Source organism: Arenibacterium halophilum (assembly GCF_005938225.1).
Taxonomy (GTDB): domain Bacteria; phylum Pseudomonadota; class Alphaproteobacteria; order Rhodobacterales; family Rhodobacteraceae; genus Arenibacterium; species Arenibacterium halophilum.
Genome location: NZ_VCPC01000003.1, coordinates 263,764 through 276,657 on the forward strand (window position 1 = coordinate 263,764; position 12,894 = coordinate 276,657).

Sequence of the window (12,894 nt, forward strand, 5' to 3'; positions counted from 1 at the left end):
CGCCGGGCCGGTCACCCCGCTACGTCCCCCTTAAACATCGGATACGTTTCATGACCGCTGAAGCCGCGAAATCCGCGCCGCCCGTCGTCGACGACGGGATCGACCTGACGATCAACCGTGGCCCGCTGTGGCGCTATGCGACCGGCGGCCTTGCGCTGATCCTGTTCCTGTTCCCGATGTACGCGGGGTTCTTCGGTGGGCCGCCCGCGTTGGTCTATCGGCCCTTCTACCTGATGGTCATCATGTTGCTGACGGTCATCATCCTGCCCTCGCGCATCTTCGCGCGGAATTCGGCGGGAGAATGGGTACTGAACGCGGTGATCCTTGCAGGCTGTGCGGCCTGCCTGTGGGTCGCCTATGTCTGGTTGGACTTCGCGTTGGTGTTCTCGCTGTCGCTTGGGGAAAAGATCGGCTGCGCCTTCCTGATCCTTGGCGCGATGGAGATGACGCGCCGCACCGCCGTCAAGCCGATGAACTATGTCGCGGTTGTCGCGATCCTCTACGCGCTCTTCGGCAACCTGCTGCCGGGGTTGTTCGGCCACGCCGGGCTGACCATCGACCGGCTGTTGTGGAGCCAGATATTTTCCACCGACGGGCTGTTCGGAACGCCCTTGGCCATCGGTGCGAACTACATCGGCCTGTTCGTGTTCTTCGCGGCGTTGCTGGATTGCAGCGGCGGCAGCCAGAAATTCATGAACTTCACGCTGGCGATTGCCGGTCGCTTTCGCGGCGGCCCGGCCAAGGTGGCGATCCTGGCGAGTGCTCTGATGGGCATGATGTCGGGCAGCGCCGTGACCAATATCGTCACCACCGGCGTCATCACCATCCCGATGATGAAGCGCGTCGGTTATCGCCCCGCCTTCGCTGCGGGCGTGGAATCCACCGCCTCGCTGGGCAGCCAGATCACTCCGCCGATCCTTGGCGCCACCGCCTTCCTGATGAGCGAGATCACCGGCTACCCGCTGATCGCCATCATGGGGCTGACATTGGTGCCCTGCCTTCTGTTCTATTTCTGCATCTTCGCGCAGGTTCACCTGGCCTCGATCAAATATGATATCGAGCGTCTGGATCCGGCCGAGCTGCCCAACCTGCGCCGCGCCAGCATCGAGGTCATTCCCTTCTTCGTGCCCATCGTGGTGCTGGTGGTGCTGCTGTGGCAGCGGTACTCGGCTGACTACGCGGTGACGCTGGCGATCCTGTCGTTCATCGCGGTCTGCATGATCGCCAAGGAAACCCGCGACAGCCTGATCGGCAACTTCATGAACGGTCTGCGTCAGGGCGCGGCCACCTGCATCCCGCTGGTCGGCTCGCTTGCCATTGCGGGCGTCATCATCGGCGTGCTGACCATGACGGGCCTGGGCGACCGGCTGTCCTACCTGATCGAGATCGTGTCGGGCGGCAATATTCACGTGATGATCGTGATGACGGCGATCACCTGCATCCTGCTGGGCATGGGGATGGTGACGGTGGGCGCCTATGTGCTGGTCGCCGTGACGGTGGCGCCACTGATGGTCGATCTGGGGATCGAGCTGATCGTCGCGCATCTGTTCATCTTCTACTTCGCGGTGATGAGCGCAATCAGCCCGCCGGTGATGGTGGGAGTCTTTGCCGCGGCGTCCATCGCCAATGCCGACCCGATCCAGACGGCCATCCATTCGCTGCGCCTGTCGATCGTGGGCTTCGCGGTGCCGTTCATCTTTATCTACGACCCGCGCATTCTGATGATCGGCGGGGTGACGGTGCAGGGCGTGTACCTTCTGGCAACCACGGCCATCGGGGTTCTGGCGCTGGCCATTGGCTTTGAACGCTACCCGTTCTTCCGGGCGATCCCGACATGGCACGCCGTGCTGTTCCTGATCGCCGCCGTGGTCACGATGATCCCATCGCTGTGGCTGTCTACCGTCGGCCTGCTGGCGCTGGCCGTGCTGATGGGCATCGAATTCGCAATCCGCGCCCGTGCCCCGGCGGCACGCGACGCATGACGTTCAAGGAGTGAGGACATGAGCAAGCAAACAGTCGGCCTGATCGGCATCGGCATGATGGGGGCCCCGATGGCCCGCAACATGGCCAAAGCAGGGTTTCAGGTGATCCTGTGCGATGTCGATACCGCGCGGGCGCGGGAATTGGCCGGGGAAATCGGCGGCGAGGTCGCGGAAACCCCTGCTGCGCTGGCGGGGATGACCGAAACGGTTGTCACCATGCTGCCCAACAGCGCCATCGTCGAGGCCGTCCTGTTCGGAGAGACCGGGCTGGCCAGCGCCGCGCCCAAGGGGCTGACCGTGGTCGAGATGAGCTCGGGCGATCCCAATGCCACGATAGGTTTCGGCGCGAAGCTGGCCGAACAGGGCGTGCAACTGATCGACGCGCCGGTGTCGGGCGGGGTGCCACGCGCCAAGGCCGGGACGCTCACGATCATGGTGGGCGGGGACGAGGCGGTGTTCAAGGCGGCCAACCCGGTGCTGTCGTCGATGGGCACGGCCACTCATGTCGGCATCCTGGGCGCGGGTCAGGCGATGAAGGCGCTGAACAACCTTGTCTCTGCGGGCGGTTTCCTGATCGGGATCGAGGCGCTGTTGATCGGTCAGAAGTTCGGGCTGGATGCGGGCGTAATGGTCGACATCCTCAACAGCTCGTCCGGCATGAACAATTCGACCAAGAACAAGTTCAAGCAATACGTCCTGTCGCGCGATTTCGATGCCGGGGGCTTTGCCCTGTCGCTTATGGCGAAGGACGTGGGCATTGCGATGAACGTGGCCCATGCCACCAAGACCCCCGCGCCGTTTTCGGCCGCCTGTGCCGACCTATGGGCAGCGGCCAACAACATGCTGGGGCAGGGGGCGGACCACACCGCCATCACCCGCATGTGCGAAACCTTTGCCGGGTTCGAGCTGGAGCAATCCAAGGAGGCCGCGCAATGACCGCCCGGTCCGCCCGCTTTCGCGCCCTGTTCAATGACGGCCCCTTTGTCTGCATGGGCGCACATGACGCGCTGACCGCCAAGCTGGCCGAGGACGCCGGAGCCAAGGCGATCTATGTCAGCGGTTTTGCCGCCTCGGCCATCGTCGCGGGCGCGCCCGACATCGGCGTGCTGACGCAGGCCGAGATGTATGACCACATCAAGCGCGTCGCGCGCGGCACGTCTTTGCCGATCTTCGCCGATGCCGATACCGGCTATGGCGGCATCGCCGAGGCGGTGGAAACCATGCGCCTCTGGCAACAGGCGGGCGCCTCGGTGCTGCACCTCGAAGATCAGCAGATGCCCAAGAAATGCGGCCATTTCGACGGCAAGGAACTGGTCAGCGCCGAGGATATGGTCGCCAAGATCAAGGCGATGCTGGCAGCGCGCACCGACCCGGATTTCTTCTTTGTCGCGCGCACCGATGCCATCGCGGTGACGGGGCTGGACGATGCCGTGGCGCGCCTGACGGCCTATGCCGAAGCCGGGGCGGATGGGTTGTACGCCGATGCGCCCGAAAGCCTTGACCAGATGCGAGAGCTGGCCGCGCGGATCAAACCGCTGGGCAAGCCGCTGCTGTTCAACATGGCGCGTTCGGGCAAAAGCCCGGTGCTGACCATGCAGGAAGCCTATGACCTGGGGTTCGATTACAGCCTCTGCCCGATTGAACCGATGCTGACGGTGCACAAGGCGGTGGGCGACATGATGCGCAACTTCATGGCCGCGCCTACAACCGAGACGATTGCCGCAGGCATGACCGATTTTCACGATTTCAACCGTTTCGTCGGCGAGCCGACGGGCGGCCACTGACACCAGCGACCACAAGGGAGAACGCAGATGGGCATGGATCCGACCAAGGAAAGCGAACTGTTCAACAAGGGGCTGGAGATCCGGCGCGAGGTGCTTGGCGCCGCGCATGTGAACCGCTCGCTGGATGCCGCCGACGATTTCACCGCGCCGGTGCAGCGTCTGGTGACCGAATATTGCTGGGGCGAGATCTGGGGCCGCCCCGGTCTGCCGCGCGAGATGCGCAGCGTCATCAACCTGGCGATGCTGTCGGCGCTGAACCGCCCGCACGAGGTGCGCCTGCATGTGCGCGGCGCCATCAACAACGGGTTGAGCCGCGAAACCATTCAGGAAATCATCCTGCAAGTGGCAATTTATTGCGGCGTTCCCGCGGCGCTGGACAGCATGAAGGTCTGCGCCGAGGTGTTCAAGGAAATGGACGCCGAAGCGGCCACGGCGGCGGAATAACCCCATGCAAGACCTGAGCAGGCACTTTGCCGAGACGCTGGCCGCCAGCCAGCCTGACAGCCTTGACGACGCGACGGTGACAGAGGCGCACCGAGCGTTGGTCAACTTCATGGGCGTCGCGCTGGGCGGCGCCGACCATGAAGCGATGGACATCACCCTGAAGGCGCTGGGCCAGTTCACCGGCCCCGGTACGGCGGCGGTTCTGGGGCGCCGCGAAACCGTCGACATGTCGATGGCGGGGCTGCTGAACGGCATCAGCTCGCACATCCACGATTTCGATGACACCACGCCAAGCAACTACATCCACCCCACATCGCCCGTGGCCTCGGCCCTGTTTGCCTGGGCGGCGGTGCATCCCATCTCGGGGCGGGATTTCCTGCACGCCTTCGCGCTCGGGTTCGACGTGGTGACGCGGATCGGCGATGCCACCTATCCCAACCACTATCAGGCGGGCTGGCACAGCACCGGCTCCATCGGCATCTTCGGCGCGGCCGTGGCGATCGGTCGGCTGCTGGGGCTGGATGCGCAACAGATGCTCTGGGCCATCGGCATGGCGGGCACGCAGGCCTCGGGGCTGCGCGACAACTTTGGCTCGATGGCCAAGGGGTTTCACCCGGGCCATGCCGCGCGCTGCGGGATCGAAGCGGCGTTTTTGGCGCAGGCTGGGTTCAACACCGGCAACACGCCGCTGGAAGGCCCGCGCGGGTTCGCGGCCGTGACGGCGGGCGGGATGCTGGATGTCGACAACCTGATGGACCGCTTCGGCAGCCATTACCGGTTTGAAGGTATCACCTACAAACCCTACCCCTGTGGCATCGTCATCCACCCGACGATCGAACTCTGTTCCTCGATCCACGCCGAGGGTACCGCGCCCGAGCAGGTGGAAAAGGTCGAACTGCAAGTGGCGCCCATCGTGCGCGACCTGTGCGATCAGCGCCCGACACGGGGCTTGCAGGGCAAATTCTCGATCTACCATGCGGCGGCCATTGGCCTAGTGCGCGCGCAGGGACGGCTGAGCGAATTCACCGACGAAGCCATCGCCGACCCGGCGCTGGCCGCGATGCGCGACCGGGTGACCCCGGTGGCGGTGGACGGGCAATCGGCGGATTCCGTGCGCGCCATCGTGACGCTGAAAGACGGCACGGTGATCGACAGGTTCCTGCCGGAATCGCTCGGCAACGTGAAACGTCCGCTGAGCAACGACCAACTGAACGACAAGTTCCTGAACCAGATCACCGCGCTGGGCGGTGATCAGGCACAGCAGGTGCTGGATGCCTGTTGGAAACTGGGCGAGATGGAAAACGTCGGCGATCTGGTGCGCGCGACCGTTCCGCGCTAGCGAATTGTAGGCGCCCGGGGGGGTTACTCCTCGGGCGTTTCGATCAGCGGCACCGCCGCTTCGGCCGCTTTCGACACATGGAACCGCGCCAGATCGGCTGCCTTTTCCGCGTCGCGATCCATCAGCGCGTCAACCACTGCGGTCAGTTCCTTCATGCTTTCCTTGATCCGCCCCGGCGCCTTGAGCGAGGTGGCGCGCAGAAGGGTGATGCGCGAATTCAGCATGTAGATGCAGTTGCCAAGCGCCTCGTTGTTGGCGCCTTCCACAAGGCAGTCATAGAACTGGTTCTTGGTCGACAACCGCGCCTGCGGGTCGGATTTGCGCGCGGCGGACTTGAGATTGCTCAACGCGGTCTTCAACGCGCGGCGCTGGTCTTCGGTCGCATTGGCCACGAACAGGCGGCAGGCCAGGCTCTCCAGCTCTTGCCGCACAAGGTAGATGCCTTCGGCCTGTTCCTTGGTGATCCGCGCGACAAAGGGGCCGCGATGGGGTTCGACCACCACGATGCCTTCGGATTCCAGCTGCCGCATCGCTTCGCGCACCAGCGTGCGGCTGACGCCAGTCATTTCGCACAACTCGCGTTCGGGAAGGTGTTCGCCTGCCTTGAAATGGCCGATGGCAATCGCGTTGCGGATGCTTTCCGTCACGCTATAGCGCAACGGCGCGGCGATCCGATCAACGCGGAATTGGCTTTCGGTCTTGCTCATGCGGGGTGGCTCCGTCGTGGTGCGGCGGCGTCGCGGCCGGCCGGCTGAGGCAGGGCAGGGTTTGCCATGCTGTCATACAATAATAGATGCTGGGACCAATATGCAGCGGTGTGTCTCATGACGCAAGCCACCCGCCATCCACCGGCAGCGTTGCCCCGGTAATATCGGCCCCGGCGTCCGAACACAGGAACACAAGCAATGCCCCGATGCTGCGCGGATCGACAAACCGCCCCGTCGCGCTGCGGTCGCTGGCGTATTCGCGCGCGAGTTCATCAAAATCGCGGCCCTGCTCGGCGGCCATGCCCCGGATACGGTTCAAAATCGCCTCTGTCCCGACCGACCCGGGGCAAAGCGCATTGCAGGTGATACCTGTCTTGGCAGTCTCGATGGCGATGGCGCGGGCCATGCCGGTCAGCGCAGTCTTCGTGGTGACATAGTCGATCCGGTTCTCGGCCCCGCGAAACCCGTAGTAGGACGAGATGTTGAAGATGCGGCCCCAGCCTTGCGCCTTCATCTGCGGGATGGTCAGGCGCGCGGTGTGGAATGCTGAACTCAGGTTCACGCTCAGCGAATGCTCCCAATGGTCCGGGTCAAAATCCTCGACCGGCGAGAAGTGGCGGATCACCGCGTTGTTCACCACGATATCGGCCGGTGCAAGGCGGGTGGCGGTGGTGTCAACCAGCCGGGTCACCTGATCGCGCTGGCCTACATCAGCGGAGACATAGATCGCGCGGATGCCGTGCATATCGGACAGGCTTTGCGCCAGCGGAGCGCCTTCGGCGTCAACCCGCAGCCCGTTCAGGGCAATATCGGCCCCGGCAGCGGCAAGGCTTTCCGCCAGAACAAGGCCCAGCCCACCTTCGGACCCAGTAATCAGCGCGGTGCGGCCCGATAGCGGGCGGTTTTGCGTGTCTGTCATGGCTTATGCTCCGGCCAGCGCGATGATCGCGCCCGCGTCTTTGGCGCTGTCGATCTGCCACAGCGCGTCCATCAGGACGCGGGTATCGCCCGGGAAGCCCGCGCGCGTGGCAGCGGCGGTCAGCTTTGCCTCGAGCCGGTCGTCGGGCAGCGGCTTGGCGCGCGACCCGGCGGCGTGGTCGATGTCGCGGGTCAGGTTCTGGCCATCCTTGGTGCGGATCTCAACGCCAACCGAATCCACCGAGCGGCTGTCGTCGTCTATGAAATCGACCGTTGGCCGCCCGATTTCCAAGGTTTGCGCGGCCGCAGGGTCGGAAAATTCATCCAGCCCCGCGCGCCCGGTCAGCAATGCAATGGCGATGGCGTGCTGCGCGCTGACCTGCGTTTCGCGGCCCGTTTTCACGTCGGGGCGGTTGGTGCGCTGTTGCAGCAAAGGATGGCCCGTCAGCGTGACATGCGCGACCTGATCCAGCCGCAGGCCGTCTGTCTCGCGCAGGTCCAGCACCGCCTCGATCACCGGGTTCAGCACCACGCCGACGGGATAGGGTTTATAGGTGTTCTTGCCGAACTCCCATTCCGTGCCCAGCCCGTCCGTCAGGCATTCGGGCTTCATCGCATCGGCGTAAACCTTCAGGTAACCGCGCGGCCCGGTCAGCGGGAGCGCAGGCCCATCACAGCCATTTTGCGCCAGCAGCGCGGACAGATAGCCATTGCGCGCGGCGCCGCCCATGCTGACGCTTTTGGCGCCTGTCCCCAGCGTTTCCACCAACCCCGAGGATTGCGCCGCTGCGCAGGCCAGCGCCTGCCGCAGACCTGTGTCATCCAGCCCCAACAGGCGGCCCATCGCCATCGCCGCGCCAAAAATCCCGCAGGTCGATGTGATGTGCCAGCCGTGCGCATAGTGATAGGGCGACATCGCATTGCCCATCCGGCACTCCACCTCGCAGCCCAGAACAAAGGCCGCCAGCAGATCGCGCCCCGATACTTGCGCCACCTGCGCGTGGGCAAACAGAGGGGCAAAAACAGCCGCCGCCGGGTGGATGATCGTTGCTTCATGTGTGTCGTCGAAGTCGAAAATGTTCGCGGCGGCGGTGTTCAGCGCGGCGGCGGTTGGGGCGTCGCAGCGTTCGGGCCGCCCGATCAATGTGCAGGTTTCGGAAGAGGAAAACGCCAGCCCGGTCTTGCGCATCGCGGCAATCGGAGCCTCGTCGCAGCCGGTAAAGGCGGTGGCGAAAATGTTGACCAAAGACCGTCGTCCCTCGGCCAGAACCTGCGCGGGAATATCGGCCGGGTCGAATCGGGCCACGAAGCGGGTTATGGCGGCTTCGGGCGTTGGCGTGTCGGATATGCGGGTCACTGCGGCCGGTTTCCTTGCTGTTTCACAGAGCGTTCAGTTTATAAGATTGTATTATCCAAATATTGACATACTAATCAATCCGTCTAATTTGACGGCACTCGCGCGGGGCCAAACCCGTGCGAGGCCCGGCCACGTCCGGGCAAAGGGGAGGGAAGGCCGCGATGACGAAACTCGATCTTGCCGGAGGGGTGGCACTGACGGCCTTTGGCCTGTTGCTGACCTTTGTCATCATTCCGATGGGCACCGAAGAGGGGATGTATTACGGCCTGCCGCCCACGTTCTTTCCGACGCTGCTGTCCGTGGGGCTGACGATCTGTGCGGTTGGTCTGACGGTGCAATCGGTGCTGCGGCTGCGCGCGGGCCGGGTTGATGCCGCTTCCCCGGTCAGCGGCTGGAACCTTGCAATGTTCGCGCTGCTGGTGGCGCTGATCCTGGGCGGGATCGTGGTGATCGACATCTTCGGCCTGCTGATCGGCGCCCCGCTGCTGATTGCCGCGCTGATGATCGTGCTGGGTGACCGCAGCCCGCTGCGCATCGTCCCCACGGCGGTTCTGCCGGTGGGCGCGGTCTATTACCTCGCGCTTTATGTGCTTGAAACGCCGGTGCCCTGAGGTTTGCTGCGATGACCAACCTAGCCGCCGCCGCCGCAGAAATCTTCACCCCGCTGACGCTGGCCTATATCGTGCTGGGCGTGCTGATCGGCTATGTCGTCGGCGCGCTGCCGGGCATGAACCGGACCACCGCGATTGCCGTGGCGCTGCCGTTCACCTTTGCCATGTCGCCCGCAGCCGCGCTGTCGTTCCTGATTGGCATCAACAAGGGTGGCGCCGCCGGGTCGGCGGTGTCCGCGATCCTGCTGAACGTCCCCGGAGAGCCATCGTCGGTCGTCACCACCTACGACGGCTATCCGATGACGCAACAGGGCAAGGCGCAGAAGGCGCTGAAGGTCGCGCTGATCGCCTCGGTCGCGGGGGATGTCCTGGCGACCATCGCGCTGATCGCTTTGGCGCGGCCCATTGCGCGCTTTGCCATCGGGCTGGGTCCGATCGAACTGGCCTCGATCCTGATCTTTTCCATCACCTTCATCGCTGCCGTATCGGGTGAAAGTTTCTTCAAGGCGCTGATCGCCGGGTTCCTTGGGCTGCTGCTGTCGGCGCCGGGGATCGACGCGGAAACCGGCTTGCCCCGGCTGACCTTCGGGCTGCTGCAGCTGTATGACGGAATACCGCTGCTGGCGGTGGCCATCGGCACGCTGGCGATGTCGGAAATCCTTGTGCAGGTCGATCAGGGCTGGCGTGGCGGCTACGCCAAGCGGCCCGCGCGGGTCGATACCGGCAACAAGGGCGATACGCATCTTAGCGGGGCCGAGCTGAAACAGGTGACGCCCGCCATCCTCAAAGGCTCGCTTGTGGGCAGTGCGGTGGGGCTGTTGCCGGGGCTGGGGGCGACGCTGGCGTCTTTTCTTTCGTACACATGGGTGCGGCAATCCTCGCCCCGCAAGGACGAGTTCGGCAAGGGCGCGCCGGAAGGCGTGGCCGCCTCGGAATCCGCCGATAACGCCACGGTTCCGGCCTCGCTGATCCCGGTCTTTGCCATTGGCGTGCCGGGCAGCCTGTCGACCGCGCTGCTGATGGGCGCCTTCATGATGCACGGGCTGACGCCGGGGCCGTTCCTGTTTCGCGAAAGCGGCGAGGTAGTGTTTTCCATCTACCTCGGGATGCTGCTGGCCTCGGCCGCGCTGCTGATGGTGGGGATGTTCGGGCAGCGCCTGTTTTCGATGGCGGTGCTGGTGCGGCCCACGATCATCATGCCGGTGATCGTGTTCCTGTGCATCACCGGCGCCTACATGGAAGGCGGCGGCATGTTCGGCGTCTACCTGATGCTGATCTTCGGCGCGGTTGGGTATTTCATGAAAAAACTCGACTATTCCTTCGTCACCTTTGTCGTCGGCTACGTGCTTGGCCCGATGGCCGAGCTAACGATCCGCCAGTCCCTGATCCTGTCCGACGGTGACCCGGCGGTGCTGCTGGATCACCCCATTGCCATTCTCTTTCTGCTGCTGGCTGCCTTTTCGATCTGGCGGTTCAGCATCGCGGGCGTGCGGTCTTCGCGCGGACCCGACCAACAGTCGATCGAAGCCAAGGGAGGAAACAACTGATGAAAAGACGTACGTTTACCACATTCGCCGCTGCCGCGCTGAGTGCGCTGGGGCTGACCGCTGCGGCGCAGGCCGAGGATTGGCCGACCAAGGCGGTCACCGTCGTCGTCGCCTATCCGGCGGGTGGCGGCACCGATTCCGCGATCCGCGCGATGACGGATATTGTCAGCCAGGAACTGGGCCAGCCGGTGCTGGTGCAGAACGTTGGCGGTGCCGGCGGCGGCGTGGCGGCCAGCCAGGTCGCGCGTGAGGAGGCCGACGGCTATACGCTGCTGGCGACGAATTCCACGTCGATCACGCTGGCACCGCTGGTACAGAAGGCGCTGTATGACATGGACAGCTTCGACCATGTGGCCATCCTGGGCGATTTCCAGAACGCAATCTTCACCGGCCCGAACCAGCCCTACAACTCGCTGGACGAGCTGATCGAAAACGTCAAATCCGAAGGCCGTCCGATGACCTACGCCAGCCAGCTGGCGATTGACCGGCTGCTGATGCACTACATCGCCAAGGAGCGCGGGGTCGAGCTGCGCCCGGTGCCGGTGAACGGCGGGTCGGGCGCGGTGCAGGCCGTGCTGGCGGGCGATGTCGATGTGGCCTTCTCGGGCGGGTCGTGGCGCCCCATCGTGGCAGCGGGCGATGCCAAGGCGCTGTTCGCGGCCTCCTTCGACAAGCTGAAAGTCGCACCGGAACTGACCTCGATGAAAGACATGGGATTCCCCTTTGGCGTGACCAGCCGGATTTCGCTGCACGCCCCGGCGGGCGTTCCCGCCGAGCGGCTTGAGAAACTGTCGGCGGCGTTTGAAAAGGCGGTGAATGGCGAACTGGCCCAGACCGTTGGCGAAAAGCGATCGATGGACATGACCTATCGCGGCTACGGAACGGCGGGCGAGGTCATGCAGAAAGAGCGCGAGACCTACGAGAGCATTCTCGACAATGTCGGGCGCGAGACGCTGACCGGCAAGAACTAAGCCGCAGCGGCATCAAAACACAGCCCCGTCCGGTGCCCCGGGCGGGGCTTTTCTTTCTTGGATCAGGTGTTGCGCTGCCAGTGGGCAATGGCGGCCATGCCTTCCGCTTCGGGCATCACGGCGGCGAGTCCGGCGCCGCCCTGCGCGGCAAGGATCAGCAGTTGCCCATCGCCCAGCGGCAAGGCCAGACCATCGGTGCGCGGGCTGCCAAAGCGGCGGTTGTCCGGGCCGTTCTTATCGCGCCGGCGAAATCCGTCGGCCGCGCGGGCCAGTGTTTCTGTCCACTCGGACGCGCCCGCGAAGGCCAGCGGCGCCTGACCCGTGGGCCAGCGACAGGTTGCCAGCGCATCGCGGTCAATCGTTTCGGCCAGACGCGCAAGGCCGGCCGAACCGGCCGCCCGGCCCGATTCTGGTAGATCGACCGACAGGGCCAGCCGCAGCTGCGCCACAGAGCAGGCGGTTTCGGGGCTGGGTGTCGCCACGGCGCGGCGGCGCACCACCATCGACATCGCCCCGGGCTGTGCCGCAAGCGACGCCAGCGCATCGGCCAGCACCCGCACCATCACCGAAGGGTCGGCGCGCAGGGCCCCGCGCCGCGCCAGTTCCAGCCGCACCAGACGCCGCTGGGAAATCGTCAGCCGCGCCACGGGGGTCCGATCGATGCACAGATCAACGCAACGTGGCAGCACGGTTTCGTCGATTTCGCGCAGTACCGCCAACAGCCGCGCGGATGGTGCATCGGGCAGGGCGCGCCGCTCTGCCGCCAGTTGTCCGGGGGTGGCCGCCAGGCGCAGCAGACGCTGTGACAGCGACGAGACCGGTTTGGGTTTCTGGGCGCGCTGGATCATCATGCGGCCTCGGCGATACGGCGGGCGCTGTCGTGAAGCGCGTGGGTCATTGGCGCGATATCCAGGCCGGGCGCGCAATCAGCACAGACCACGTCATCAGACCCGGCATCGTGGCGGGCAAAGAACCGGGTGCCCGATTCTGAAAAGGTGATCGCCAGCGTTTCGCTGCTATCATCAATCAGCCCGCTTAGCGCAAAGGCCCGGGCGGCTTCGGCCGCAATAGCGTCCAGCGTTTCGCGCGGACAGGGGCCCTCGGCGCTCCACGTCAGCACCAGCCGCGCGCGCAAGTCGCCAAAGGCGGTCATGCGGCAGTCGGGCGTCGCGAGGCGGAGCCGGTCGAGTTCGTCAGAGATCGAGGTGAGGGGCATTCTTGGTCTTGCTCGGGT

General features: G+C 64.8%; 13 protein-coding genes. 8 read left to right on the forward strand and 5 right to left on the reverse strand.

The window, feature by feature from the left end; genetic code table 11:
• Positions 1-50 precede the first annotated feature (50 nt).
• The 5 genes from FGK64_RS14485 to FGK64_RS14505 are packed head-to-tail and all read left to right on the forward strand — an operon-like array spanning position 51 to position 5,549.
• Positions 51-1,982 carry a TRAP transporter permease gene (locus tag FGK64_RS14485; RefSeq protein WP_138864550.1) on the forward strand — a complete coding sequence of 644 codons (1,932 nt, stop codon included), beginning with the start codon at positions 51-53 and terminating at the stop codon, positions 1,980-1,982.
• An 18-nt stretch (positions 1,983-2,000) separates the two neighbouring features.
• Positions 2,001-2,918 carry an NAD(P)-dependent oxidoreductase gene (locus FGK64_RS14490; protein WP_138864551.1) on the forward strand — a complete coding sequence of 306 codons (918 nt, stop codon included), beginning with the start codon at positions 2,001-2,003 and terminating at the stop codon, positions 2,916-2,918.
• Entirely contained in the window at positions 2,915-3,766 is an 852-nt protein-coding gene (locus FGK64_RS14495) for an isocitrate lyase/PEP mutase family protein (RefSeq protein ID WP_138864552.1), read from the forward strand. Before FGK64_RS14490 ends, FGK64_RS14495 begins: the two co-directional genes overlap by 4 nt.
• A gap of 27 nt (positions 3,767-3,793) precedes the next feature.
• Positions 3,794-4,210: a carboxymuconolactone decarboxylase family protein gene (locus tag FGK64_RS14500; RefSeq protein ID WP_246057778.1), complete on the forward strand. Its 417-nt coding sequence runs from the start codon at positions 3,794-3,796 to the stop codon at positions 4,208-4,210.
• Positions 4,211-4,214: 4 nt separating this feature from the next.
• The gene (locus tag FGK64_RS14505; protein WP_138864553.1) at positions 4,215-5,549 is read left to right on the forward strand and encodes an MmgE/PrpD family protein; all 1,335 of its coding nucleotides are present in this window, start codon (positions 4,215-4,217) and stop codon (positions 5,547-5,549) included.
• A gap of 23 nt (positions 5,550-5,572) precedes the next feature.
• Here the strand turns inward: FGK64_RS14505 and FGK64_RS14510 are convergent, their stop codons facing one another.
• The 3 genes from FGK64_RS14510 to FGK64_RS14520 form a co-directional block, all read right to left on the reverse strand.
• Positions 5,573-6,256: a GntR family transcriptional regulator gene (locus FGK64_RS14510; protein ID WP_138864554.1), complete on the reverse strand. Its 684-nt coding sequence runs from the start codon at positions 6,254-6,256 to the stop codon at positions 5,573-5,575.
• 115 nt (positions 6,257-6,371) lie between these two features.
• A complete protein-coding gene (locus tag FGK64_RS14515; protein WP_138864555.1) occupies positions 6,372-7,175 on the reverse strand; it encodes an SDR family oxidoreductase in 804 nt (267 codons plus the stop codon).
• Between the two features lie 3 nt (positions 7,176-7,178).
• The gene (locus FGK64_RS14520) at positions 7,179-8,531 is read right to left on the reverse strand and encodes an MmgE/PrpD family protein (RefSeq protein ID WP_210236580.1); all 1,353 of its coding nucleotides are present in this window, start codon (positions 8,529-8,531) and stop codon (positions 7,179-7,181) included.
• Positions 8,532-8,692: 161 nt separating this feature from the next.
• On the opposite strand from FGK64_RS14520, the gene FGK64_RS14525 reads away from it, so the two are divergent.
• Genes FGK64_RS14525 through FGK64_RS14535 form a run of 3 tightly spaced genes read left to right on the forward strand, consistent with a single transcriptional unit; the run spans position 8,693 to position 11,660 of the window.
• Positions 8,693-9,142 carry a tripartite tricarboxylate transporter TctB family protein gene (locus FGK64_RS14525; RefSeq protein ID WP_138864556.1) on the forward strand — a complete coding sequence of 150 codons (450 nt, stop codon included), beginning with the start codon at positions 8,693-8,695 and terminating at the stop codon, positions 9,140-9,142.
• An 11-nt stretch (positions 9,143-9,153) separates the two neighbouring features.
• Positions 9,154-10,689 carry a tripartite tricarboxylate transporter permease gene (locus FGK64_RS14530; RefSeq protein WP_138864557.1) on the forward strand — a complete coding sequence of 512 codons (1,536 nt, stop codon included), beginning with the start codon at positions 9,154-9,156 and terminating at the stop codon, positions 10,687-10,689.
• Positions 10,689-11,660, forward strand: coding sequence for a tripartite tricarboxylate transporter substrate binding protein (locus FGK64_RS14535; protein ID WP_138864558.1), 972 nt, complete (start codon positions 10,689-10,691; stop codon positions 11,658-11,660). Before FGK64_RS14530 ends, FGK64_RS14535 begins: the two co-directional genes overlap by 1 nt.
• A 62-nt stretch (positions 11,661-11,722) precedes the next feature.
• Here the strand turns inward: FGK64_RS14535 and FGK64_RS14540 are convergent, their stop codons facing one another.
• Positions 11,723-12,508, reverse strand: a complete 786-nt coding sequence (locus FGK64_RS14540; RefSeq protein ID WP_171054090.1) for a hypothetical protein — start codon at positions 12,506-12,508, stop codon at positions 11,723-11,725.
• Positions 12,508-12,876, reverse strand: coding sequence for a hypothetical protein (locus FGK64_RS14545; protein WP_138864560.1), 369 nt, complete (start codon positions 12,874-12,876; stop codon positions 12,508-12,510). Before FGK64_RS14545 ends, FGK64_RS14540 begins: the two co-directional genes overlap by 1 nt.
• Positions 12,877-12,894: the final 18 nt, after the last annotated feature.

Excerpts from the sequence above, each read along its gene's own strand:
- FGK64_RS14535 (WP_138864558.1), top strand. The coding sequence starts at position 10,689 with ATGAAAAGACGTACGTTTACCACATTCGCCGCTGCCGCGCTGAGTGCG.
- FGK64_RS14495 (WP_138864552.1), top strand. The coding sequence starts at position 2,915 with ATGACCGCCCGGTCCGCCCGCTTTCGCGCCCTGTTCAATGACGGCCCC.
- FGK64_RS14500 (WP_246057778.1), top strand. The coding sequence starts at position 3,794 with ATGGGCATGGATCCGACCAAGGAAAGCGAACTGTTCAACAAGGGGCTG.
- FGK64_RS14540 (WP_171054090.1), bottom strand. The coding sequence starts at position 12,508 with ATGATCCAGCGCGCCCAGAAACCCAAACCGGTCTCGTCGCTGTCACAG.
- FGK64_RS14545 (WP_138864560.1), bottom strand. The coding sequence starts at position 12,876 with ATGCCCCTCACCTCGATCTCTGACGAACTCGACCGGCTCCGCCTCGCG.
- FGK64_RS14505 (WP_138864553.1), top strand. The coding sequence starts at position 4,215 with ATGCAAGACCTGAGCAGGCACTTTGCCGAGACGCTGGCCGCCAGCCAG.
- FGK64_RS14490 (WP_138864551.1), top strand. The coding sequence starts at position 2,001 with ATGAGCAAGCAAACAGTCGGCCTGATCGGCATCGGCATGATGGGGGCC.
- FGK64_RS14515 (WP_138864555.1), bottom strand. The coding sequence starts at position 7,175 with ATGACAGACACGCAAAACCGCCCGCTATCGGGCCGCACCGCGCTGATT.
- FGK64_RS14485 (WP_138864550.1), top strand. The coding sequence starts at position 51 with ATGACCGCTGAAGCCGCGAAATCCGCGCCGCCCGTCGTCGACGACGGG.
- FGK64_RS14525 (WP_138864556.1), top strand. The coding sequence starts at position 8,693 with ATGACGAAACTCGATCTTGCCGGAGGGGTGGCACTGACGGCCTTTGGC.
- FGK64_RS14510 (WP_138864554.1), bottom strand. The coding sequence starts at position 6,256 with ATGAGCAAGACCGAAAGCCAATTCCGCGTTGATCGGATCGCCGCGCCG.
- FGK64_RS14530 (WP_138864557.1), top strand. The coding sequence starts at position 9,154 with ATGACCAACCTAGCCGCCGCCGCCGCAGAAATCTTCACCCCGCTGACG.